Here is a 23,812-nt window from a genome sequence, read left to right on the forward strand (position 1 = left end):
CTTTATTTACTCCTTAATTTTTTCCGGATCTTGTAGACTTTGTTTACAAGTGGATAGAGTGGACTGGTTGGGAGGTTGAATTCCCCAACAAATTCTTCAATGACTGGATTAAATTTAGACTTGAAATGATAGAGACCACCATCGAGTGAATTTTCAATGCCCCCCATATTTTGCCAAGAAGCACCACGGTCGAAAGCGTGTTGGGCAGTTTCATACCAGGTGAGGATAGCAGGTTGGTAACGGCGGAATTCTTCATCCATCCCTGCATAAACATTTTCAGACGTCCCACCGAATTCAAGGGTTAAGGTCCCAGATAAAGGAACAACCTGTCTACCTACTTGGAGATGCTGTTCAAGAAATTGCAGTTCTTCCTCTATCCGCTCTTTTTCTTTTTGGTTATTCTCAACCTTGCCAGGCTTTGTTTTTTCTGTGAATTTTTCAGCCTCAGCCATGTTTTTTTCAAGATCTTTTATAAGGGAGCTTTTCCGTTTTTCGAGATCTAGAGTAGACAAAGTAATGTAAGATTGTCCTTGATAGGTTGTGAGTAGTTTTTCGTAGTAGTCTTTTCCACGCAAATGAATGCTTTTACGAGCTTCAGTCTTTTTCATGAGAGAAGCAAAGTCCTCTAACAATTCGGTCCCGCCAAATTGGACTTGGATCCCTTTGTTTCGAGCAGTTCGGATGGCTTGTCGAGTAGATTTTGAAAGATCTTGCTCGGTGAAAAACTCTTTGTGGATATTCGCTTGAAAGCGTGGTTGGATATTTTCTGCCATATCACTGGTTCGGCCAGTCCATTCAACCCCTTCTTTAGTTAAGGTATCGATCACCGCTTGCACAGCAGGAGCTTCCGTCTGTTCTTGTCCAATCAAGTGTTTACTCAAGAAAAGACTTGGATCAAATTTCACAAACAAGGCCTTGTATTGTTTGGCAATATTTTTAAGGGACTGGATCACAAATGAAACCAGCTCTTTGTTTTGGTAATCCATGATCGGGCCTCGAGGAATGTAGAGCATGGAAAAGCCAAGTGGTAGGGGTTGAATCAAGACGCTTGCAACAGCGACTAATTGGTTTTCTTGATAAAAACCAACCCGTTCATTTCCCCAATTATCTTTGATTTTTGCCCATGAGCTACTTTGTAAGAGATTAGTCTGGTCACTCTGAATAACAAAGTTATCATGCTCAGTGGCAGAAATTCCTAGCTGGTAATGATACATTTCTTATAATACCCACTTTCTAAGGGCGTAGGCTACGCCCGATTCATCGTTTGATTTGGTAATAGTTGTAGCAATTTTTTTAAGGGCAGGATTGCCATTCTCCATAACGACAGCATGTCCTACAACTTCTAACATGGAGCGGTCATTCTCCTCATCTCCAATAGCCATGGTCTCTTCTTGTTTGATTCCAAGTTGTTCAGCCAGATGGAGAATGGCAGCTCCTTTATTGGTCGTTTTCCCGAGAATTTCTAAATAAAATGGAGCTGATTTAACCATAGTAAAGCGGTCCTGAAATTCTCTTGGAATTTTTGCAATCGCAGCGTCCAGAATTTCTGGTTCATCGATGTACATGGCTTTAACAAATTCTTTCTCTCGCACTTCTTCAGGCGTCCGGTAGTAAAGGGGCATATTGACCAGTTGAGACTCATGAATAGTATAGCGTCCGATATCTCGATTACTGGTGTAAATACCGTCTTTTGTAATGGCATGAGAGTGAATCTGGAGTTTGTTGGCCAGAGACTCGATATCGAGATAGTCCTCATAATCTAAAAGGTCCTTGATGATTTCTTTTCCAGTAGCAGTTTCTTGGACCAAGCCCCCATTAAAAGTAATGACATAATCCTCAGGATCCGTGAGATGAAGTTGTGCTAACAAGTTTGAGACACCTGCGATGGGACGACCAGTTGTGATCACGATTTTCACACCTGCAGCTTTTGCGTCTTGAATTGCTTCAAAAACGGAAGGTGTAATTTCTTTTTTTGAATTAAGTAGCGTACCATCGATATCGATCGCGACTAATTTAATGGCCATTCATCTCTCCTGTAAAATAATCGTTGGTGATGTAGGAAGTGAATTCCTCTACTTGCTTACTGAAAAGTCCATTGGCTTCCAACATTTCTTTTGGGAAATAGAAACGGTTGTCCCCATAGCGGGTTCCAGCTAAAGCTGCAACGAGTGGGGACAAATGAGACAATTCAGCTAGACTACCATCTTTTCGGATCATCTCGATCTGAGTACGTGGTTTTTCAAGCTCCGGTCGATAAATATCGTAGGGCAGATCGAAATTCTTATGGATGGCGGTGTAATAAGTAGGATTAAACCCAACCTCTTTGATCAGTTTTCCAAGGATTGCTAAGTCTTTTCGCTTATCTTCTGTAAATAGAATCGATTTAAAGACTTTCCGATTGATATAGCGCTGAGCAAGATCAGACAGGATGGTATCCGGGCTCTCCATCCAGACTTGGAAATAGGTGTTCATCACACCGTCATCCAAATTCAGGTAATCGTCAATGGTCACCTCTTCTTCAAAAAAAGGAATCAAGCGAGGCGAAGTCACTTGGAAATACTCTTTCTGATCTGGATAGATAGTTCGAGCGCGTTTGAGTAGATTTTGAAGGAGGACTTCCATCGCACGAGTAGCTGGGTGGAAGTAGACTTGCATATACATTTGGTAACGGCTGACTACATAATCTTCAACGGCATGCATCCCATTTTGTTGGAAGGCAATGCCATTTTCAATCGGTCGAATGACGCGAAGAATGCGGGTCAAGTCAAATTTCCCATAGGAAGCACCTGTAAAGTAGGCATCTCGTAGTAAATAATCCATTCGGTCCACATCAATTTGACTGGAAATCAACTGCACCACTTGCTTATTGGGATAGGTGTGGTCAATGACGCTGGCTACACGATTTGGAAAATCAGGTGCCACCTGTAAGAGGATTTGATTGACCTCCGTCTCAGGATTGGTGATGATGAGCTGGGTCATTTTTTCATGATCGGTCCCAAAAAGTCCTTCAAAGGTATGGGAATAGGCACCATGTCCGATGTCATGAAGAAGGGCGGCTGTCATGGTCAGTAAGTTTTCATCAGAATTCCATTGATCTGCATATTTTTCTTCAAAAATTGAGAGAATGCGTCTTGAAATCTCATAGGCGCCAAGACAGTGAGAAAAACGACTATGCTCCCCACCGTGGAAGGTAAAACCAGATGTCCCCAGTTGTTTGATGCGGCGTAGTCGTTGAAATTCTTTACTATTAATTAATTGATAAATGATGGGATGATCCACGTGAACATAATCATGTACGGGATCGCGAAAGACTTTTTCATTCATGGGTCTATTATAGCAAAAAAAAGCCTATTTTGCGATCTAGAGGCTAATGAGGGCAGTCAAAAAGCGTAAAATTTGATAGAATAGAGAAGCAATGAAAGAAGAGAAGGAGACAAAGGTGCAGATTCATATTCAAAATACGATTCGATTTGGAGAAGAAATGGAAATTGTTGATCAGTACTATCAAGGTGAATGGAAGGAAAAAGCAGGTTTTCAATATCTCTTGTATACCAATGAAGAAGATGAAAAGATTGCTTTGAAATTTTCCAATGATGAATTGGTCATGACACGATTCTCAAGTCCTAAATCCATCATGCGTTTCTACAAAAATGAAGATGGTGGGGCAATCATCCCAACTCCGATGGGCATTCAGCAGTTTTTGATTACAACAGACCTCTTTCAATTAGAAGCAGGTCATTTGAAAGTCTCTTATCGCTTGTTAACTCTCGATGGAGAACAGGAATTTGCTAATTATCAATTACTGGTGGAATGGGAAGAATAATCCTCATTAAATTATTCTAGATCCCGCTTGCTTTATTCTATAAAAATGGTATAATAAAACCACTCAAGGGAGTAGCTGGCGGTTTTCCGCGATAGTGTCGTCATTACGAAATTATTTCCGGCACTATATTAAACGGCGAGACTTGTTTTTTCAAACAGGTCTCTTTTTTGTGCAAAAGAGACCTAGTAGAAAGCTATAAGGAGGAAATTATTTTGTCAAAAGAACAAAATAAAGCTTTGTTTTATACACAGAGTAAAGAAGAAGTTCTAAAGGAATTGAACTCTTCAATTGAAGGCTTGTCAACTGCTCAAGCTCAAGAACGTTTAGCGATTTATGGTCATAATGAACTGGACGAAGGTGAAAAACGTAGCCTCTTGTCTAAGTTTATCGATCAGTTTAAAGATTTGATGATCATCATCTTGTTGATCGCTGCAGCTCTCTCTGTGATCACAGAAGGAATGGACGGCCTTACAGATGCCATGATCATCTTAGCCGTTGTTGTTTTGAACGCAGCCTTTGGTGTCTACCAAGAAGGACAAGCCGAAGCAGCTATCGAAGCACTGAAAAACATGTCTAGTCCATTAGCGCGTGTCCGCCGTGATGGTCACGTGATTGAAATTGATTCTAAAGAATTGGTCCCAGGTGATATCGTTCTTCTGGAAGCTGGAGATGTGGTTCCTGCAGATATGCGTTTGTTTGAAGCAGCTTCTCTTAAAATTGAAGAAGCAGCTCTTACAGGGGAGTCTGTGCCAGTTGAAAAAGATGTGACAGGACTTGTTGAAGCAGATGCTGGTATTGGGGACCGCGTTAATATGGGTTACCAAAACTCAAATGTAACTTATGGTCGTGGTATTGGTGTCGTAACAAACACTGGTATGTATACAGAAGTTGGTAAGATTGCAGATATGTTGGCTAATGCCGATGAGACTGAAACACCATTGAAGCAAAGCTTGGAACAATTATCTAAAGCCTTGACTTACTTAATTGTTGTGATTGCGGTCATTACTTTCTTAGTTGGTGTCTTCGTTCGTGGAGAGCATCCATTAGAAGGCTTGATGGTTGCGGTAGCCCTTGCGGTTGCGGCCATTCCAGAAGGACTTCCTGCCATTGTAACTATCGTTCTATCTTTGGGAACTACAACCCTTGCCAAACGCAATTCGATTGTTCGTAAATTACCAGCGGTTGAAACTCTTGGTTCAACAGAAATCATCGCATCTGATAAAACAGGTACTTTGACTATGAACCAAATGACTGTTGAGAAGGTCTACACCAACGGTCAATTGCAAAGCTCAGCAGCTGAGATTGCTGCTAGCAACAATACCCTTCGTATCATGAACTTTGCCAATGATACTAAGGTGGATCCATCTGGCAAGTTGATTGGGGACCCAACAGAGACTGCTTTGGTACAGTTTGGTTTGGATCATAACTTTGACGTTCGTGAAGTCTTGAAGGACGAGCCACGTGTAGCTGAATTGCCATTTGACTCTGACCGTAAGCTTATGTCTACCATTCATAAGGAAGCAGATGGTACCTACTTTATCGCTGTTAAGGGAGCTCCTGACCAATTGCTCAAACGTGTGACGCGTATTGAAGTCAATGGGGAAGTTCGTCCTATCACAGATGAAGATAAGAAAGCTATCCTTGCTACCAACAAAGACTTGGCTAAACAAGCCCTTCGTGTCTTGATGATGGCTTATAAGACAAGCAAGGAAATTCCAACTTTGGAGTCTGAAATTGTTGAGTCTGACCTGATCTTCTCTAGTTTGGTCGGCATGATTGACCCTGAGCGTCCAGAAGCAGCAGAAGCTGTCCGTGTCGCTAAGGAAGCGGGTATCCGTCCGATCATGATCACGGGTGACCACCAAGATACAGCAGAGGCGATTGCTAAACGTCTTGGAATCATCGATCCAAATGATACAGAAGACCATGTCTTCACAGGGGCTGAGTTGAACGAACTCTCTGACGAAGAATTCCAAAAAGTATTCAAACAATACTCTGTCTATGCGCGTGTATCACCTGAACACAAGGTTCGGATCGTGAAAGCTTGGCAAAATGAAGGAAAAGTTGTTGCCATGACAGGGGATGGGGTCAACGATGCACCATCACTTAAGACAGCTGATATCGGTATCGGTATGGGGATTACAGGTACAGAAGTTTCTAAGGGAGCTTCAGACATGGTCCTTGCAGATGATAACTTTGCAACCATTATCGTAGCGGTAGAAGAAGGACGTAAGGTCTTCTCCAATATCCAAAAATCTATCCAATACCTCTTGTCTGCCAATATGGCTGAGGTCTTCACCATCTTCTTTGCAACCCTCTTTGGTTGGGATGTGTTGCAACCAGTACATCTTCTCTGGATTAACCTGGTAACCGATACTCTTCCAGCCATCGCTCTTGGTGTGGAACCAGCTGAGCCAGGTGTTATGACCCACAAACCTCGTGGACGTAAATCTAACTTCTTTGACGGTGGGGTCTTCGGAGCCATTCTTTATCAAGGAATCTTCCAAACCATGCTAGTTCTTGGTGTTTATGGCTGGGCCTTACTCTCTCCAGAACATGCGACTCGTGCCGAAATCCATGCAGACGCTTTGACTATGGCCTTTGCAACTCTTGGTTTGATCCAATTGCTCCATGCCTTTAACGTTAAATCGGTTTACCAATCCATCTTTAAAGTGGGACTCTTCAAGAACAAGACCTTTAACTGGTCGATTCCAGTTGCTTTTGTTCTCTTGATGGCGACCATCATTGTCCCTGGATTTAACAAACTCTTCCATGTCTCTCATTTGAGTTTGACACAATGGTTAGCTGTTATGATTGGTTCGCTCTTGATTGTTGTTCTCGTTGAGATTGTAAAAGCCGTTCAACGTGCACTTGGAAAAGATAAAAACGCCATTTAAGGATAAAAAAAGTCATCTTCGGATGGCTTTTTTTGCGGGCAAAATAGACTGGGCATATTTCTTGAGGTACGTGTGGTTTTTTGATAAACTAGTCAACAGTTTGAAGAAAGGAAACTTAATTATGAAAAAGTTTTTTGCTGAAGTAATCGGCACATTTATGCTTGTCTTTATCGGGACTGGCGTAGTTGTTTTTGGAAATGGAACGGAAGGTCTGGGACATTTAGGAATTGCCTTTGCATTCGGTTTATCCATTGTTGCAGCAGCTTACTCAATTGGGACTGTTTCTGGTGCCCACTTGAACCCGGCTGTTTCGATTGCCATGTTTGTAAACAAACGCTTGTCATCTAAAGACTTGGTTAATTATATTGCAGCGCAAGTAGTGGGAGCGGTTCTCGCATCTGCAACAGTACTATTCCTCTTGTCAAATTCAGGTATGTCAACAGCTAGTCTTGGTGAAAATGCCTTGGCTAAAGGAGTGACTCCATTTGGCGGTTTCTTGTTTGAAGTGATTGCTTCCTTTATCTTTATTTTGGTTATCATGACAGTGACATCAGCTACCAAAGGTAATGGGAAGATCGCTGGTTTTGTGATCGGTTTGAGCTTGACTTTGATTATTCTTGTTGGTTTAAACATTACAGGACTTTCTGTTAACCCAGCTCGTAGCTTGGCACCTGCCCTCTTTGTTGGTGGTGCAGCTCTTCAACAAATTTGGATCTTTATCTTGGCTCCAATTGTCGGTGGTGTTCTGGCTGCAATCGTTGCAAAAAATCTCTTGGATACAGAAGAGTAAAAAAATTGGTCCCAGAGGGACCAATTTTTTATTATAGTTCAAGGATCGTCATGGCTTGAGAAAATTCATGAGAGAGCTGTTTTTTCTTGTATGCATTAAATTCGGGGAGGTCTTTGATTCTGCGATAGCGTTTGTAGGGATCGTATCGTTTTGGAAAATCATATTCAGGAAAAGCTTCGAAAAATTGTTTGCAAAGATCCCATTCTCGGACATAGCCTAAAGGTCTGGCATGATAGGTGATAGTGTCAATAGTTGTTGCTGGCATTCGGTGGTGGCTATGACCAAAAATCACCTCTCTGACAGGATATTGTCTAAAGAGCTCATGAAAGGCTTGGCTTCCTAGAAAAGCATTAAAGCGTTCAAAATAAGGGTGGCGTAGGAGAAACTGACTATGAGGAACAAAGTGCATGGCGATGATCAGGGGTTGATCTACACGCATGAGTTCTGTTTCGAGCTCTTGCAACAGACGTTGGGTAATGGCTGGATCAGATCCCATTCGTTGGAGGCGTCTGTCAAACCAAAACAGATTCTTGGTTTGGAGATGTTTTTGGGGAGAGATGGTAGGAACAAAGCTGTAGTCATACCAGCCCGAAAAAGCAAGAAGCGTATGATTGGAGAAGGGAATTTTTTGAAATTCAAACGGTCTTATGGCTTCTTCCGATAGGCCCAGCATATCATGATTTCCCAAGCTAAAGGTCACAGGAAGGTGACATTGAAGTTGGTCTAAAAATTCCTGTGACGTCTTTTCAAAGCCGTTGGCAATATCTCCTGCAATATGGAGATGTTGAATTTTTTTGTCCTTGAAAAGAGTGATCAGGGTCTCTATTTCGTCTTTGCCGAAGTTGTTCGAATCAATATGTAAATCGGACATAAAAGCTACTGTTGTCATGCTACCAGTCTAGCATAAGAGGATCTTTTTTTCTAACAATTAGGTTACAAATGAATAGAAAAAATGCTGAAAATCAGCTGGATTGGTGGTGGTCAACCAGCAGATCCAATATTGGAAGGTGGGCAAATAGTGAAGGTTATGATATAATAGACTAGATACATAGAAAGAGGTACTTATGGACATTTCAGAAATTCGTCAAAAAATTGACGCAAATCGTGAAAAATTAGCTTCTTTCAGGGGGTCTCTTTGACTTAGAGGCGTTGGAAGAAGAAATTGCCATTTTAGAAAATAAAATGACAGAACCTGATTTTTGGGATGATAACATTGCTGCGCAAAAGAGATCTCAAGAATTAAATGAACTCAAACAGACCTATGAAAATTTCCATCAAATGGTGGATCTCTTTGATGAGTCAGAAATCTTACTGGACTTTTTGGCAGAAGACGATTCGGTCAAGGAAGAATTGATCGATAAGTTGGAGGAGCTGGATAAACGTATGACCAGCTATGAGATGACCTTGCTATTGTCTGAACCCTATGACAATAATAATGCCATCTTAGAAATCCACCCAGGTTCAGGAGGAACAGAAGCTCAGGACTGGGGCGACATGCTTCTTCGGATGTATACTCGTTTTGGGAATGCCCACGGCTTTAAAGTTGAAGTCTTGGACTATCAGGCTGGAGATGAGGCTGGAATCAAGTCTGTGACCCTATCCTTTGAAGGGCCACATGCATACGGTCTTCTGAAATCTGAAATGGGGGTACACCGTTTGGTTCGGATCTCTCCATTTGACTCCGCTAAACGTCGTCATACCTCCTTTACATCTGTTGAGGTCATGCCCGAATTAGACGATACCATCGAAGTCGAAGTTCGTGATGATGATATCAAGATGGACACCTTCCGCTCTGGTGGAGCTGGTGGACAAAACGTCAACAAGGTTTCTACAGGGGTGCGCTTGACCCACATTCCGACAGGGATTGTAGTGGCGTCCACCGTGGATCGGACCCAATACGGGAACCGTGATCGTGCGATGAAGATGTTGCAAGCTAAACTCTACCAATTAGAGCAAGAGAAAAAAGCAGCAGAAGTGGATTCTCTAAAAGGGGATAAAAAAGAAATCACCTGGGGAAGTCAAATCCGCTCCTATGTTTTTACCCCTTACACGATGGTTAAGGATCACCGGACCAACTACGAAGTAGCGCAGGTGGACAAGGTGATGGATGGAGATATCGATGGCTTTATCGATGCCTACCTTAAATGGCGTCTCCAATAACCTAGAGGGAATCAACCAGAAAAGAATGAAAGGAATTTCATTACATGTCAATGATTGAAATGAAAGATGTTGTCAAAAAGTATGACAACGGGACGACGGCCCTTCGCGGGGTCTCTGTCCAAATTGAACCAGGAGAATTTGCCTACATCGTAGGACCTTCTGGTGCAGGGAAGTCGACCTTTATTCGACTTTTATACCGTGAAGTCAAACACGATAAAGGAAGTTTGAAAGTAGCTGATTTTGATTTGGATAAAATCAAAAAACGCGATATTCCTATGTTGCGACGCAATGTGGGAGTGGTCTTCCAAGATTATAAATTGCTTCCAAAGAAAACCGTTTATGAAAATATTGCCTACGCAATGCAAGTTATCGGTGAGCGCCGTCGCAATATTAAAAAGCGTGTTATGGAAGTTTTGGATCTTGTCGGATTGAAACACAAGGTCCGCTCATTCCCGAATGAATTGTCCGGTGGAGAGCAACAACGGATTGCGATTGCTCGTGCGATCGTCAACAATCCGAAAGTCTTGATTGCGGATGAGCCAACGGGGAACTTGGACCCAGATAATTCATGGGAAATCATGAATCTTTTGGAGCGGATTAATCTGCAAGGGACCACAGTATTGATGGCGACCCACAATAGCCAGATTGTAAATACTTTACGTCACCGTGTCATCGCGATTGAAAATGGTCGTGTAGTGCGTGATGAAGCGGAAGGAGAGTACGGATACGATGATTAGAAGATTTTTCCGACACTTAATCGAATCGCTTAAAAGCTTGAAACGAAATGGTTGGATGACGATTGCAGCGGTCAGCTCGGTTATGATTACCCTTAGCTTGGTTGCTATTTTCGCCTCAGTTATTGCCAATACCATCAAGCTTTCAGATGATATTCAAAACAGTGTGCGGGTTGTAGTATACATGCGCAAGGATATTCAAGATCAGAGCGAGCAGATTGAAAAAGACGGTCAAACCGTGACCAATGAAAACTACCATAAGGTCTATGATGCTCTGACAGCCATGAAGCATGTCGATAAGGTTGATTTTTCTAGCAAGGAAGAACAGTATGATAAACTGATCAAAACGGCTGGGAACAACTGGAAGATTTTTGATGGAGATGCCAATCCTCTCTATGATGCTTATTATGTAGAGACAACGGCTCCTAAATATGTAAAGCAAGTTTCGGCTGATGCTAAAAAAATTGAAGGGGTCTCTGAGGTTAAAGATGGTGGGGTCGATACCCAACGCTTGTTTGCTCTTGGAACCTTCATCCGAAACTGGGGCTTGATTGGAGTAGCTTTATTGATCTTCATCGCAGTCTTCTTGATTTCAAATACCATTCGGATTACCATCATTTCACGTAGTCGTGAGATTAAGATTATGCGACTGGTAGGAGCAAAAAATGGCTATATTCGTGCACCATTCCTTTTAGAAGGTGCTTGGATCGGTCTCTTGGGAGCCTTGGTTCCTTCAGTTTTGGTCTTCTACGTTTATAATGTTGTCTATACATCTATGAACAATAACTTGGCAGATCAAAACTTGTATCTCTATAGTCCTCATCTCTTGGTACCGATCATGGTCGGTGGCCTCTTTGGATTAGGAATTTTGATTGGGGCGATTGGTTCTTCAATCTCCATGAGACGTTTTCTTAAGATATAATAAAAAGCAAGTTCGCACTTGCTTTTTTTGTCTACTTTATGAGGACAGGAAGGATGATAAGGATTCTTTAGGATTATCTAAAGAAGGGATTGAACATCTTCTCGTGACCAATAGAGGTTTCAGGGCCATGACCGGGATAGACAGTGTAGGAAGATGGAAGGGTAAAGAGTTCTTCTCTAATACTGCTAAGTAACTGTGTTGCGTTCCCTGTTGGAAGATCGGTCCGTCCAATGGTTTCGCGAAAAAGGGCATCACCAGATAGAACCAGGTGATCCTGAGGAAAGACGATGGAAACCCCTCCGGCAGAGTGGCCTGGTATCTCCAGAACATAAAAGTGGAAATCAGCTATTTGGTAATCGGAGCGAATGTCATAAAGGAAGTCGGCCTCCTTGCATACAACATCTTCTAAATCCGCATGACGATCCAAACCAGATAAATTATCGACAGGAGAAGACAACCAACTGGCTTCTGCCGAATGGACATAGACTGGTGGGAAATGATACGTCTGACGAACCTTTTCAAGACTCATTATGTGATCGTAGTGCGTATGGGTTAAAAGAATCGCTACAATTGGTTTTTCAATGCGATCTATTTGTTTTTGAATGGTCGCCCAGTCGCTACCTGGATCAACAAGAATGAGGGAGTGTTCATTTTCAAGGTAGTAGGTGTTTTCATAAGCTACAGGATTAACAGTACGATAGATTTTCATAAGGACTCCTTTCTAGAATAGTGTATCAAATTGCGAAGAAAATAACTGGATTGAAGTCAGCCTCAAAGGAGAAAAAAATCTGCAGAGCTTGCTCAAACGTGATATAATTTTAAGTATTATGACAAGACAGAAACGGAAATATGCCATTGTGGACCTGGAAGCCACCAGTGCCGGAAGTAATGCTAAGATCATTCAGGTTGGGATTGTCATCATCGAAGATGGAAGGATTACGCAATCCTATGAGACGGATGTGAATCCCCATGAACGATTGGATGAGCATATCAAACAACTGACTGGCCTGACAGATGCTCGCTTACGGAAAGCACCAGAGTTTGCACAAGTGGCAAAGGAAATTTTTGAATTAATAGAAGATGCCGTCTTTGTGGCTCATAATGTCAAATTTGATGCGAATTTATTGGCAGAAGCTCTCTTTTGGGAAGGATTCGAACTAACGACTCCTCGAATTGATACGGTTGAATTGTCTCAAATTTTCTATCCGACTTTAGAACGCTACAATTTAGGAGCGCTTGCGACTGAACTGGAAATTGAGTTACACCATGCTCACTCCGCTCTAGCGGATGCTATGGCAACAGCCCAGCTGCTGTTGAAATTGAGAGAGAAAATTGCGAGCTTACCAAGAGGATTGATTGAAAAACTTCTTTCGATGGCAGATTGTTTGATTTATGAATCGCGACTCTTAATAGAAGATGCGCTTGAAGACAGTAGTCTTTTTTTACCAGCTCATTTAGTAGAAGTTCATGGACTCTACCTGCGAAAGCCACAGCAGTTCTTAGAAAGTCACTATTTGTCTGAACAGTTTGAACTCAATATGCAGTTGTTGGGAATGGAAGCTTATCCAGAGCAGAGTGAATTTGTTGCCTATATCGAGGACAGTTTGCACCAGCCGCTTCCAAGTTTTATCGAGGCGCCAACGGGAATTGGGAAGACCTACGCTTATCTGTTAACGCTTTTGGCCAAAACCTCTAAGCGCATTCTTGTGAGTGTTCCAACTAAAATTCTTCAGGATCAAATTATGAAGAAAGAAGGAAAGACCATCCAGGATCTTTTCCAAATTCCCTTTCATAGCCTGAAAAGTCCCAAGGATTATATCCAACTCGATAAATTTTATGAGACCTTACAGAGTGAGTCAGATAATGGGATGATTCGACGCTTTAAAATGCAACTGTTGGTTTGGCTGACCATGACTGAAACAGGAGAGTTCAGTGAAATTGGCCAACTCTATCGTCATGTCCATTTTGTAGCTGACATTTGCCACGATGGTCAATTGTCGAAACGTTCACTATTTTATCAGGAAGATTTTTGGCGTCTTGGTCAGGAAAAAGTGAAAACCAGCCGGGTGATTTTGACCAATCATGCTTATCTGCTAACCCGTCTAGAAGATGATAAGAGTCTACTTCAAGAGTCTGTTCTGGTCGTGGATGAAGCGCAAAAACTCTTCTTTGCTTTAGAGCAATTTTCACAGAGAGAAGAAAACTTGCAATCTCTTCTTTTAAACTTGCAACACGCTATTGAAGAGGAAAAAGATCTTCTACAACGACGTTTGCTGGAGAGTATTCAATTTGAGTTAAATGCCTGCTCCAAAGAAGTCGTGCAAGGAAAAACGGCAGTTTTATCAGATCAAACGGTGGCAAAAATTCGACAGGATGTCTCAGAATTAAAAAACGAATCATTAGAGAATCTAAAGGAATTATTTGATGAGCGCTACCATACCTTTTGGATAGGCAAAGAAGTGGTTGAAAGCCACCAGATTCTTCGTCTCCATGGAGGAGTGGAGGACTTACTATCCTTTAAGGAATTTGTACCTGAAGAAGTGACCGTGCTCTTTGTATCAGCGACGATCGCTATTAGTAAAAAGGTGCATTTGCCTGCTCTTTTAGGATACCAAGAGCAGCAAATCTACCGGGTGCCAATAACAGTCAAACAACACCAGGAATTGTTGGTGCCGATAGATTTCCCAGATGTTGTTTCTTTATCTTCAGTGGAGTACGCAGGGGAGATTTGTCAGCTCGTCGGTGAACTCCTTCCTTTACGAAAGCCAATTTTTCTTTTGTTTACTTCAAAAGAATTGTTACTGGAGACGTCAAACGCATTGAAGTTTCCCCACTTGGCCCAGTATCGAAATGGAGATGCAGCTAATATTAAGCGACGATTTGACAGAGGAGAAAGCTCTATTTTATTGGGGACGGGAAGCTTCTGGGAGGGAGTCGATTTCTCCCAACAAAAAGAAGTGATTCAAATCATCACGCGCCTTCCTTTTGACAATCCTAAAGATTATATGGTTCAAAAGCTGAATACAAAACTCAGAGAACAGGGGAAAAATCCCTTTTATGACTATAGTCTTCCAGTCGCGATTTTAAGACTCAAACAGGCTATTGGGAGAACCAGCCGTTTTCAAGATCAGGAATCTTTGGTGCTTTTATTAGATCAGCGGGTGGTAACCAAGCGATATGGAAAACAAATTTTGGACGGGTTGCAACAGGTGTTGCCCCTTCACACGACATTGAGAGAGCGGCTTATTGAGCAAGCAGCTGACTTTTTTGAAAGGAATTGAGAGAATGAAAAATAAAGGATTTGGACTTGCAATTGCATTTGTACTGGCACTTTGTGCTATGTTGTTGGGAAATTTCTTCCCCATTATTGGCTCCAGTGTTTTTGCCTTAATTTTAGGAATTGTCCTGAATGAATTTGTGGATTTACCGGAGAATTCACGACCAGGCTTGAACTGGTCCGGTAAGAAATTGTTGCAGTATTCGATTATCTTCATGGGATTTAGCTTGCCCATTGCGACGGTTGCCTCTACAGGTTTGTCTTCTTTAAAGATTAGTCTGCCAACGATAACCGTTGCCTTTCTTGCAGCTATTATTTTTGGGAGAGTCTTCCATCTGAAATCTCATCTACGGACCTTAATTGGGTTTGGTACAGCTATTTGTGGTGGATCTGCTATTGCAGCAGCAGCGCCGATCATTGAAGCAGACGAAGAGGAAATTGCCCTATCTATGTCAACTATCTTCTTCTTCAACATTTTGGCTGTCTTTATCTTTCCAGTATTAGGGCATTTATGGCATATGTCTAATTTCCAATTTGGCCTCTGGTCAGGAACAGCCATTAACGATACGTCATCTGTTGTAGCAGCAGCATTTTCTTACAGTAAAGCAGCGGGGCAAATGGCTACAATTGTTAAGTTAACACGCGCCCTGATGATTGTACCAGTTTGTTTGGGCTTGATCGGTTTAAAATGGTATCGGAGTAAACAACAAGGAAGAAACAAAGGAATGTTAAAGAAAATTATTCCTTGGTTTATTATCTGGTTTATTGTGGCTTCCATTCTTTCTTCTATTGGCCTGGTACCTAAAGTGGTCCTACCTTACCTAAATGACCTTTCTCACCTCTTTATGGCCATGGCCTTGGTTGGAATCGGAAGCAAGGTTTCTTGGAAACAGTTCCGTGCGGCAGGAGCAGCCCCCCTTCTGGTAGGTTTGATTGCTTGGTTTTGTGTGGCAGGATCTAGCTTGATTCTACAGATGTTGTTCTATTAATTAATTTGATGATTCTCACAGAAAGGAACGTGAATGAAGAAAAATCATTTTTGGACGATTCACCTGGATTATTCGATCATTGGGATTGTCTTCGCCCTTCTCATGATTGGGATTTTATCTGTTTATGTAGCAGTTTCTCATGACTATCCCCAAATGGTGTGGCCTTTTTTAGGGCAGCAATTGGCCTGGATTGGTGTGGGATGTGTCATTTGCCTGATTGTGACGATTTTTAGCACGAAATTTCTTTGGAAAATCACTCCCTTTCTTTACCTGCTTGGCCTAGCCTTGATGGTTCTTCCCCTTGTGTTTTATAATCCCAACTTGGTAGCTTCAACAGGTGCTAAAAACTGGGTGGCTTATGGGAACATCACCTTATTTCAGCCCTCAGAATTTATGAAGATCCCCTTCATCCTGATGCTGTCACGCTCTATTGTCCGATTTTTGCAAAGAAATAAGGGGCGTGAGCGATTATTACGACAAGATTGGTTTTTGATTCTAGAGTTGACCATCTATACGATTCCGGTCTTTGCCTTATTGGCTCTCCAGCAGGACTTGGGAACGGCCTTAGTATTCTTGGCCATTTTTGCGGGCTTAGTGCTCGTTTCAGGAGTTTCCTGGAAAATTATCTTGCCGGTCATCTTGCTTCTAGCAGGTGGGTTAGCAGGCTTTCTCTTCCTCTTTCTTTCAGAAGGGGGTCGGGCTTTTCTGCACCAGCAAGTCGGGATGCCAACCTACCAGATGAACCGTATTTTAGCCTGGTTAAATCCTTTTGACTATGCACAAACCACCACCTACCAGCAGGCACAAGGACAGCTAGCTATTGCTAGTGGTGGCCTCTTTGGTCAAGGCTTTAATGTCTCCAATTTATTGGTTCCCGTACGGGAAAGCGATATGATTTTTACGGTCGTCGCAGAAGACTTTGGCTTTGTTGGAGCTCTGGTGCTGTTGATTTTATACGTGACCCTGATTTACCGCATTTTAAAAATAACCCTCCAGTCCAATAACCAATTTTATACTTATATTTCCATTGGATTTATCATGATGCTGGTCTTTCATATTTTTGAAAATGTTGGCGCGGTAACGGGTCTTCTCCCCTTGACGGGGATTCCCCTCCCCTTTATCTCACAAGGTGGATCGTCTATTATTAGTAATCTGATTGGTATTGGTTTGGTCCTATCAATATATAATCATAGTAGCAAAAAGAAAGAGCCAGAAGAAGGGCCTCCAATCCGTAAAAAAGTAGTCCTTAAAAAGGCGCAATAGATAGAAAGAAGGAATGAAAATGAAAAAAGTAGCAACGATTTTAGCGAACGGTTTTGAAGAAATTGAAGCCTTGACCATTGTCGATGTTTTGAGACGGGCTGGGATCGACTGTGACCTCGTTGGTATGGAAGAAACGGTCACAGGTTCCCATCAGATCACAGTGGAAGTCGACCGCCTCTGGAATGGGGATCTGTCAGATTATGATGGAATCTTCTTACCAGGTGGGATGCCAGGAGCTGCAAATTTGCGAGATAATCCGGAATTGATTGCAGCTCTTCAAGAAGAAAGTAGGAAAGGAAAAATCATTTCTGCGATTTGTGCAGCACCAATTGTCTTGGCGCGTGCCGGCCTCTTAAAAGATAAACACTATACGTGTTACGATGGTTTTGAAGAAGAGATTCAAGATGGACACTATCAGAAAGAAACAGTAGTGAAAGACGGGAATCTCTTGACCAGTCGTGGTCCTTCAACTGCGCTTGCTTTAGCTTATGCCTTGGTAGAGCAATTTGGAGGAGATGCCCAAAGCCTTCGTCAAGGAATGCTCTATCAAGATGTCTTTGGAGATGCTTAAAAGAGCTCTTTTGGACACCATTTTTTCTGGTGAAAGATCACATTCTATGACGGGAAATGACTTCTCTATGATTTAAAATGAAATGACTGTGAAAAATGGCTAAAATCCCCCCTAAATGAGGGTTTTAGCTTATTTTTTTGTCCATTTGTGGTATAATATTGACTATGAATTATCATGATTTTATATGGGATCTTGGTGGGACGCTATTGGATAATTACGAAACGTCCACAAATGCCTTTGTAGCGACATTGAAGGACTTTCACATCCAAGCCGATCATGATTCTGTTTATGCAGCATTAAAAATCTCAACACAGGATGCAATTCAAACCTTTGCACCTCATATTTCCAATTTTCGTACGGAATACAAGAAAAAAGAAGCCTTGGGCTTGCAAGAGCCGGTCTTATTTGAGGGAGCAAAAGAGTTACTAGAAGAGATCCAAGCACATGGAGGACGCCATTTTTTGGTATCTCATCGGGATCGCCAAGTTCTGACCCTTATTGAACAGACAGGCATTGCCCCCTTCTTTACGGAGATTGTAACAGCAGACGAGGGATTTCCTCGAAAACCAGATCCAGCCTCTATGCTTTATTTGAAGGAAAAATATGGCATTCAAGATGGTTTGGTCATCGGAGATCGTCCGATCGATATAGAAGCTGGGGAGGCTGCAGGGCTTTCGACCTATTTATTTGATTCCATGCCACACTTACACCAGTTTATATTTGAATAGAAAAGGGAAATTATGACAGAGGATAAACAGCAAGAAAATCAAGCACAAGAATATGACGCCAGTCAGATTCAGGTCTTGGAAGGACTAGAGGCCGTTCGGATGCGTCCGGGGATGTATATTGGATCTACCTCAAAAGAAGGTCTTCATCATCTGGTCTGGGAAATCGTAGATAACTCGATTGACGAAGCCTTAGCCGGTTTTGCTAGCCATATTGAAGTTTTCATTGAAGCAGATAATTCTATCACGGTTGTCGATGATGGTCGTGGGATCCCCGTGGATATCCAAGAAAAGACAGGCCGACCTGCCGTTGAAACTGTCTTTACCGTGCTTCACGCGGGAGGAAAATTCGGCGGAGGCGGCTACAAGGTTTCTGGTGGTCTTCATGGGGTCGGGTCATCCGTTGTGAATGCCCTCTCCACATCCCTCGATGTTCGCGTCTATAAAAATGGCAGTATCTATTACCAAGAGTATCGACGTGGACACGTTGTGGATGATTTGAAAGTCATCGGAGAGACAGATCGGACAGGGACAACTGTTCACTTTATTCCAGACCCAGAAATCTTCACGGAAACCACCGAGTATGATTTTGAAAAATTAAATAAACGAATTCAAGAACTAGCCTTTTTGAATCGTGGCTTGCGTATTTCTTTGACGGATAAGCGAGAAGGCCTAGAGCAAGAAAAGCATTACCACTACGAAGGTGGGATCTCAAGTTACGTCGAATACATCAATGAAAACAAAGATGTCATCTTTGAAAAACCAATCTACACAGATGGTGAAATGGATGATATTACAGTTGAAGTAGCTATGCAATATACCACAGGCTACCATGAGACGGTCATGAGTTTTGCGAATAACATTCATACCCATGAAGGTGGAACGCATGAACAGGGCTTCCGTACAGCTCTCACTCGTGTGATCAATGATTACGCTAAGAAGAATAAACTCTTAAAAGAAAACGAAGACAATCTAACCGGGGAAGATGTTCGAGAAGGCTTAACAGCAGTGATCTCGGTTAAACATCCAAATCCACAGTTTGAAGGACAAACCAAGACCAAACTTGGAAATTCAGAAGTTGTTAAAATTACCAACCGACTCTTTAGTGATGCCTTTTCTGATTTCCTTTTGGAAAATCCGCAAATTGCTAAGAAAATCGTCGAAAAAGGGATTTTAGCGGCGAAAGCTCGAGTGGCTGCTAAGCGAGCGCGTGAGGTAACCCGTAAGAAATCAGGGCTTGAGATTTCCAATCTACCTGGTAAATTGGCAGATTGTTCTTCAAATAATCCACAAGAAACAGAACTCTTTATCGTCGAAGGGGATTCAGCCGGAGGATCTGCAAAATCTGGTCGAAATCGGGAATTCCAAGCGATTTTACCAATCCGTGGTAAGATCTTGAACGTTGAAAAAGCAAGTATGGACAAAATTCTAGCCAATGAAGAGATCCGTAGTTTATTTACTGCTATGGGAACTGGATTTGGTGCCGAATTTGATGTTACAAAAGCGCGTTATCAAAAATTAGTCATCATGACCGATGCCGATGTCGATGGCGCTCATATCCGAACCCTTCTATTGACCTTGATCTATCGCTATATGAAACCAGTCTTGGAAGCGGGATATGTTTATATTGCGCAACCACCAATCTATGGGGTCAAAGTCGGTAGTGAAATCAAAGAATATATCCAACCTGGTGCCAACCAAGAAGCCGAATTAGCTGCAGCTTTGGAACGTTATTCAGAAGGTCGCTCAAAACCAACCATCCAACGCTATAAAGGTCTTGGAGAAATGGATGATCACCAATTATGGGAAACAACCATGAATCCAGAACACCGCTTGATGGCACGAGTATCAGTAGACGATGCTGCGGAAGCAGATAAGATCTTTGATATGTTGATGGGTGATCGCGTGGAACCACGTCGTGAATTTATCGAAGAAAACGCTGAATATAGTACACTCGATGTATAAAATTCACCGAACGCTTCCCATTAATGGATATTTTATGGTATAATTACTAGGATTACGTTCAAGTAATACGATGAAGGAGTTTTTATATGTCTAGTGGACTAATTGTTCTCATCTTTATTGTCGCCCTTATCTTGATTGTAGGATATGTGGTTGCAGTCATTTTGAGAAAACGAAATGAAGCCTTACTGGCAGCACTGGAAGAACGAAAAGAAAAGTTATACAACCTTCCGGTCAACGATGAAGTAGAGGCCGTAAAAAACATGCATTTGATTGGTCAAAGTCAAATTGCATTTCGTGAATGGAATCAAAAATGGGTAGATTTATCCTTAAATTCATTTGCTGATATTGAAAACAATCTGTTTGAAGCGGAAGGCTATAACAATTCTTTCCGTTTCATGAAGGCCAAACAAGCCATTGACAATATCGAAAGTCAGATCCAATTGATCGACGAAGATATCAAGGCGATTCGCAAAGCCCTTTCTGATCTGGAAGAGCAGGAACAAAAGAATAGCGGACGTGTGGTTCATGCCTTGGATATGTTTGAGGAACTTCAAAAAGAAGTCACTTCAGACCCAGATCGTTATGGCAGTGCGCTTCCTGAAATTGAAAAACAAATTGGAAATATTCAATCTGAGTTTTCACAATTTGTAACCTTGAATTCTTCAGGTGACCCTGTTGAAGCGGCTGAAATCCTTGATACAGCTGAAAATCATATTGTAGCCTTAAAACAAATTGTTGAGCGTGTGCCAGAAATTGTCACTGCTCTTCAAGCAAAACTTCCAGATCAATTAGAGGATTTGGAAAGTGGCTACCGCAAGCTTTTGGAATCTGGATACCACTTCACTGAAACAGATATTGAATCTCGTTTCCAACAGTTGCATGCTTCCTTGAAGAACAATATGGCAAATGTATCCGCACTTGAATTGGACAATGCCATTTACGAAAATGAACAAATTCAAGAAGAAATCGATGCCTTGTATCACATCTTTACCCGTGAAATTGAATCACAAAAAGTTGTGAAGAAGTTAGTGAAACAACTGCCTGGCTATTTGAAACATGCTAAAGATAACAATAGCAAGCTTGCGGCAGAAGTGGAACGTCTCGGTAAAACATTCGTCTTGAATGAAAGCTTTAGCCAACAGTTAAAAGAGTTGGAAGCTGAGCTATCTTCACAAGAAAATGTGGTAGAAGATGCCTTGAAAGATTCATCTGAAACACAAAAGGCCTATTCTATCGTAGAAGAAGAGTTAGAAGCTATTGAAGCTCGCTTGAAAGAAATCGAAGATGAGCAAATTGGTTTAAGTGATTCCCTTTCAAAAATTGAAAAAGACGATGCCAATGCTCGCCAAAAAGTTAACATCTATGCCAACCGTTTGCATGCCATTAAACGCTATATGGACAAACGGAACTTGCCAGGAATTCCTCAAGAATTCTTAGAAATTTTCTTCACTGCAAGTAACAATACAGAAGCTTTGATGGATGAGTTGGAAGGGGATAAAATCAACATCGAATCAACCAATCGTTTGTTGGAAATCTTGACCAATGATATGAATGAATTGGAAGAAGCGGCGTATCGAATTGTTCAAAATGCGACATTGACAGAACAATTGTTGCAATACTCGAACCGTTACCGTTCATTTGACGATCATGTACAGGCAGCCTTTGATGAGTCCCTTTATATTTTCGAAAGAGAATATGACTATGCGGCGTCCTTCAAAGTCATCTCAGATGCTTTAGAAATGGTAGAAGCAGGCGTAACCGATCGCTTTGTTACTTCATATGAAAAAACCCGGGAGCAAATTCGCTTCTAATAACAGAAAATGACCTTTTAGGAGGTCATTTTTTTATCTTCAAATCATCATTGAAACTTGAAATTTAAACCCTATTTTTATATAGTAAGGGAGAAATAAGAAAGGAAAGCGATGAAAAAAGTAACAGGTCTCCTCGTTATGGATGTGGATGGAACATTGATAAGACAGGAAGGAATTGATCTACTAGCTCAAGAAGCTGGCGTGGGAGAAAAAGTGGCAGAGATTACAGCCCAAGCAATGAATGGGGAGCTGGATTTTGCAGCATCTTTAGAGGCGCGTGTTGCTTTATTGAAGGGATTAGAGACCTCTATCTTTCCGAAAATTTTGGAGCAGATTGAAGTCACACCGGGTGCTGAAAGCTTAATCACGGAACTGCATCAAAGAGGTTACAAGGTTGGCCTTGTTTCCGGAGGATTTCATGAAGTCATCGACCCCATCGCGAGGTCTTTAGGAATTGATCTAGTCCGAGCCAACCGTTTGCAAGTTTCTGATGGCCATTTAACAGGGAAAGTCCTTGGTGAAATTATAACTCCTGAAAGGAAAAAAGAATCTCTCCTGACCTGGGCGAAAGAAAATCATGTCCCACAAAGTCAGACGATTGCGATGGGTGATGGTGCCAATGATCTTCCGATGATTGAAACAGCCGGTATCGGGATTGCCTTTATGGCCAAGCCAATCGTCGCTGAGCGAGCCCCATATCGTATCGAGAAGAGGGATTTAAGCTTTGTTCTTGAAATTCTAGACCAGCATAGAAAGGAAACAGCATGCATATCCTACTAGCACCGGATTCATTTAAAGAATCCTTATCTGCCAAACAAGTAGCAGAAGCCTTGAAAAAAGGATTTCAAGAGGCTCTACCAGATGCAACTTTTGACCTCCTTCCTATAGGGGATGGTGGCGAAGGCACCATGGAAACCCTAGCTGGAGTTCTGGATGTAACGGAGTACCAAACGCAAGTAACCGGACCATTTGGACAGCCTGTTTCAATGTCTTACTACCAAAAAGATGAGATGGCCTTTTTTGAGATGGCGTCTCTTGTCGGTTTAGGGTCGATTCCAGCTGAAAAACGAAATCCTCTTGAACTGGAAACACGAGGAATTGGTGAACTTATTTTGCAATTGGTTGACCAAGGGGTTAAAACGATCTGTGTGGGAATTGGCGGTTCTGCAACGAATGATGCTGGGATTGGGATGGCAGCTGGATTAGGGGTAGCCTTCTATGATGATCAAGGCCATCTGCTTCGTCCTGTAGGGGCTTCGCTCGGTCGTGTGGCTAGAATAGATACCAGTGCGGTTCCAAAAGCTTTACAAGACATCGAGCTCCAAGTCTTAACGGATGTAACCAATCCTCTCTGTGGCAGTCAAGGAGCGACCTATATCTTTGGTGGGCAAAAGGGATTGAATCCCCTTCTGTTTCCAGCTGTTGATCAGGCTATGCAGGATTTTTACCAGCTTGCTGATGCACGAATATTGTCCATGCCTGGCGCCGGAGCTGGAGGTGGCATGGCTGCTGGCTTGGTTGTTTTTGCGGGAGGTCAGATTTCCTCAGGAATTGAAAAAAGCCTCGATTTGATTGACTTTGATCACAAAGTACAAAAAGCTGATCTGGTCGTCGTTGGGGAAGGTAGGATGGATCTCCAATCTCTTTCTGGGAAGGCTCCTGTCGGGGTAGCCAAACGAACACCAGAGAAGATCCCAGTGCTTGCTATTTGTGGTAGCTTAGCGGAGGATTTGCCTGCTTTTCCTAGTCATCACATTGATGCTGCCTTCTCTATCGTAAATGGTCCTTGTGAGGTAGCAGATGCACTCGCTCACGCTGAAAGAAATTTAATTTCCTGCGCTCGAAATATTGGGAACCTTTTGAAAATAAAAGCAAACTAAAAAAC

The 23,812-nt window shown here is 42.1% G+C and carries 20 protein-coding genes; 15 read left to right on the top strand and 5 right to left on the bottom strand.

Features of this window, described 5'->3' with window-relative positions; translation table 11 throughout:
* Window positions 1–2 precede the first annotated feature (2 nt).
* The 3 genes from AC6IZR_RS03795 to AC6IZR_RS03805 are packed head-to-tail and all read right to left on the bottom strand — an operon-like array spanning window position 3 to window position 3,324.
* The gene (locus tag AC6IZR_RS03795; protein WP_497848815.1) at window positions 3–1,214 is read right to left on the bottom strand and encodes an aminoacyltransferase; all 1,212 of its coding nucleotides are present in this window, start codon (window positions 1,212–1,214) and stop codon (window positions 3–5) included.
* Window positions 1,215–1,217: 3 nt separating this feature from the next.
* The gene (gene yidA, locus AC6IZR_RS03800; protein WP_497848816.1) at window positions 1,218–2,024 is read right to left on the bottom strand and encodes a sugar-phosphatase; all 807 of its coding nucleotides are present in this window, start codon (window positions 2,022–2,024) and stop codon (window positions 1,218–1,220) included.
* Window positions 2,014–3,324, bottom strand: a complete 1,311-nt coding sequence (locus AC6IZR_RS03805) for an HD domain-containing protein (protein WP_497848817.1) — start codon at window positions 3,322–3,324, stop codon at window positions 2,014–2,016. The genes yidA and AC6IZR_RS03805 overlap by 11 nt, the downstream gene beginning before the upstream one ends.
* A 115-nt stretch (window positions 3,325–3,439) precedes the next feature.
* On the opposite strand from AC6IZR_RS03805, the gene AC6IZR_RS03810 reads away from it, so the two are divergent.
* From AC6IZR_RS03810 to AC6IZR_RS03820, 3 genes are all read left to right on the top strand, one after another.
* On the top strand, window positions 3,440–3,823 hold the full coding sequence (locus AC6IZR_RS03810) for a YwiB family protein (protein WP_497848818.1): 384 nt from the start codon (window positions 3,440–3,442) through the stop codon (window positions 3,821–3,823).
* A gap of 212 nt (window positions 3,824–4,035) precedes the next feature.
* A complete protein-coding gene (locus AC6IZR_RS03815; RefSeq protein ID WP_497848819.1) occupies window positions 4,036–6,720 on the top strand; it encodes a cation-translocating P-type ATPase in 2,685 nt (894 codons plus the stop codon).
* Between the two features lie 121 nt (window positions 6,721–6,841).
* Window positions 6,842–7,510, top strand: a complete 669-nt coding sequence (locus AC6IZR_RS03820) for an MIP/aquaporin family protein (RefSeq protein WP_497848820.1) — start codon at window positions 6,842–6,844, stop codon at window positions 7,508–7,510.
* Between the two features lie 31 nt (window positions 7,511–7,541).
* Here the strand turns inward: AC6IZR_RS03820 and AC6IZR_RS03825 are convergent, their stop codons facing one another.
* Entirely contained in the window at window positions 7,542–8,399 is an 858-nt protein-coding gene (locus AC6IZR_RS03825; protein ID WP_497848821.1) for a metallophosphoesterase, read from the bottom strand.
* Between the two features lie 175 nt (window positions 8,400–8,574).
* On the opposite strand from AC6IZR_RS03825, the gene prfB reads away from it, so the two are divergent.
* From prfB to ftsX, 3 genes are all read left to right on the top strand, one after another.
* Window positions 8,575–9,670, top strand: a protein-coding gene (gene prfB, locus AC6IZR_RS03830; protein ID WP_497848822.1) for a peptide chain release factor 2 whose coding sequence is annotated in 2 segments (ribosomal slippage) — window positions 8,575–8,646 and window positions 8,648–9,670 — 1,095 coding nt in all. Because the reading frame shifts where the segments join, the coding sequence is not laid out codon by codon here.
* 44 nt (window positions 9,671–9,714) lie between these two features.
* Window positions 9,715–10,407, top strand: a complete 693-nt coding sequence (ftsE, locus tag AC6IZR_RS03835) for a cell division ATP-binding protein FtsE (protein ID WP_003008021.1) — start codon at window positions 9,715–9,717, stop codon at window positions 10,405–10,407.
* Window positions 10,400–11,326, top strand: coding sequence for a permease-like cell division protein FtsX (gene ftsX / locus AC6IZR_RS03840; RefSeq protein WP_049491098.1), 927 nt, complete (start codon window positions 10,400–10,402; stop codon window positions 11,324–11,326). Before ftsE ends, ftsX begins: the two co-directional genes overlap by 8 nt.
* Before the next feature lie 73 nt (window positions 11,327–11,399).
* Here ftsX and AC6IZR_RS03845 read toward each other — a convergent pair whose 3' ends face one another.
* Window positions 11,400–12,035, bottom strand: a complete 636-nt coding sequence (locus tag AC6IZR_RS03845) for an MBL fold metallo-hydrolase (protein WP_497848823.1) — start codon at window positions 12,033–12,035, stop codon at window positions 11,400–11,402.
* A 118-nt stretch (window positions 12,036–12,153) separates the two neighbouring features.
* Between AC6IZR_RS03845 and AC6IZR_RS03850 the strand changes: the two genes are divergently transcribed.
* The 9 genes from AC6IZR_RS03850 (at window position 12,154) to AC6IZR_RS03890 (ending at window position 23,807) form a co-directional block, all read left to right on the top strand.
* Window positions 12,154–14,607 carry a bifunctional DnaQ family exonuclease/ATP-dependent helicase gene (locus AC6IZR_RS03850; protein ID WP_497848824.1) on the top strand — a complete coding sequence of 818 codons (2,454 nt, stop codon included), beginning with the start codon at window positions 12,154–12,156 and terminating at the stop codon, window positions 14,605–14,607.
* Between the two features lie 4 nt (window positions 14,608–14,611).
* On the top strand, window positions 14,612–15,592 hold the full coding sequence (locus AC6IZR_RS03855; protein WP_497848825.1) for a YeiH family protein: 981 nt from the start codon (window positions 14,612–14,614) through the stop codon (window positions 15,590–15,592).
* Between the two features lie 33 nt (window positions 15,593–15,625).
* Complete coding sequence (locus AC6IZR_RS03860; RefSeq protein WP_497848826.1) at window positions 15,626–16,855, top strand: FtsW/RodA/SpoVE family cell cycle protein; 1,230 nt, start codon at window positions 15,626–15,628, stop codon at window positions 16,853–16,855.
* Window positions 16,856–16,874: 19 nt separating this feature from the next.
* On the top strand, window positions 16,875–17,426 hold the full coding sequence (locus AC6IZR_RS03865; protein WP_049486074.1) for a DJ-1 family glyoxalase III: 552 nt from the start codon (window positions 16,875–16,877) through the stop codon (window positions 17,424–17,426).
* Window positions 17,427–17,590: 164 nt separating this feature from the next.
* Window positions 17,591–18,154, top strand: a complete 564-nt coding sequence (locus tag AC6IZR_RS03870; protein ID WP_041826389.1) for an HAD-IA family hydrolase — start codon at window positions 17,591–17,593, stop codon at window positions 18,152–18,154.
* A 12-nt stretch (window positions 18,155–18,166) separates the two neighbouring features.
* Window positions 18,167–20,116, top strand: a complete 1,950-nt coding sequence (gene gyrB / locus AC6IZR_RS03875; protein WP_049472422.1) for a DNA topoisomerase (ATP-hydrolyzing) subunit B — start codon at window positions 18,167–18,169, stop codon at window positions 20,114–20,116.
* 86 nt (window positions 20,117–20,202) lie between these two features.
* Window positions 20,203–21,927 (top strand): septation ring formation regulator EzrA, encoded by a 1,725-nt coding sequence (gene ezrA / locus AC6IZR_RS03880; protein ID WP_049486077.1) that lies wholly within the window; start codon window positions 20,203–20,205, stop codon window positions 21,925–21,927.
* Window positions 21,928–22,038: 111 nt separating this feature from the next.
* Entirely contained in the window at window positions 22,039–22,707 is a 669-nt protein-coding gene (gene serB / locus AC6IZR_RS03885) for a phosphoserine phosphatase SerB (protein ID WP_049486078.1), read from the top strand.
* The gene (locus tag AC6IZR_RS03890) at window positions 22,692–23,807 is read left to right on the top strand and encodes a glycerate kinase (RefSeq protein ID WP_342986996.1); all 1,116 of its coding nucleotides are present in this window, start codon (window positions 22,692–22,694) and stop codon (window positions 23,805–23,807) included. Before serB ends, AC6IZR_RS03890 begins: the two co-directional genes overlap by 16 nt.
* Window positions 23,808–23,812: the final 5 nt, after the last annotated feature.

It is taken from the genome of Streptococcus mobilis (assembly GCF_059727625.1).

Excerpts from the sequence above, each read along its gene's own strand:
- serB (WP_049486078.1), top strand. The coding sequence starts at position 22,039 with ATGAAAAAAGTAACAGGTCTCCTCGTTATGGATGTGGATGGAACATTG.
- AC6IZR_RS03825 (WP_497848821.1), bottom strand. The coding sequence starts at position 8,399 with ATGACAACAGTAGCTTTTATGTCCGATTTACATATTGATTCGAACAAC.
- yidA (WP_497848816.1), bottom strand. The coding sequence starts at position 2,024 with ATGGCCATTAAATTAGTCGCGATCGATATCGATGGTACGCTACTTAAT.
- AC6IZR_RS03805 (WP_497848817.1), bottom strand. The coding sequence starts at position 3,324 with ATGAATGAAAAAGTCTTTCGCGATCCCGTACATGATTATGTTCACGTG.
- AC6IZR_RS03845 (WP_497848823.1), bottom strand. The coding sequence starts at position 12,035 with ATGAAAATCTATCGTACTGTTAATCCTGTAGCTTATGAAAACACCTAC.
- AC6IZR_RS03795 (WP_497848815.1), bottom strand. The coding sequence starts at position 1,214 with ATGTATCATTACCAGCTAGGAATTTCTGCCACTGAGCATGATAACTTT.
- AC6IZR_RS03855 (WP_497848825.1), top strand. The coding sequence starts at position 14,612 with ATGAAAAATAAAGGATTTGGACTTGCAATTGCATTTGTACTGGCACTT.
- AC6IZR_RS03820 (WP_497848820.1), top strand. The coding sequence starts at position 6,842 with ATGAAAAAGTTTTTTGCTGAAGTAATCGGCACATTTATGCTTGTCTTT.
- AC6IZR_RS03850 (WP_497848824.1), top strand. The coding sequence starts at position 12,154 with ATGACAAGACAGAAACGGAAATATGCCATTGTGGACCTGGAAGCCACC.
- AC6IZR_RS03865 (WP_049486074.1), top strand. The coding sequence starts at position 16,875 with ATGAAAAAAGTAGCAACGATTTTAGCGAACGGTTTTGAAGAAATTGAA.
- ezrA (WP_049486077.1), top strand. The coding sequence starts at position 20,203 with ATGTCTAGTGGACTAATTGTTCTCATCTTTATTGTCGCCCTTATCTTG.
- AC6IZR_RS03890 (WP_342986996.1), top strand. The coding sequence starts at position 22,692 with ATGCATATCCTACTAGCACCGGATTCATTTAAAGAATCCTTATCTGCC.
- ftsX (WP_049491098.1), top strand. The coding sequence starts at position 10,400 with ATGATTAGAAGATTTTTCCGACACTTAATCGAATCGCTTAAAAGCTTG.
- AC6IZR_RS03870 (WP_041826389.1), top strand. The coding sequence starts at position 17,591 with ATGAATTATCATGATTTTATATGGGATCTTGGTGGGACGCTATTGGAT.
- AC6IZR_RS03860 (WP_497848826.1), top strand. The coding sequence starts at position 15,626 with ATGAAGAAAAATCATTTTTGGACGATTCACCTGGATTATTCGATCATT.
- ftsE (WP_003008021.1), top strand. The coding sequence starts at position 9,715 with ATGTCAATGATTGAAATGAAAGATGTTGTCAAAAAGTATGACAACGGG.
- gyrB (WP_049472422.1), top strand. The coding sequence starts at position 18,167 with ATGACAGAGGATAAACAGCAAGAAAATCAAGCACAAGAATATGACGCC.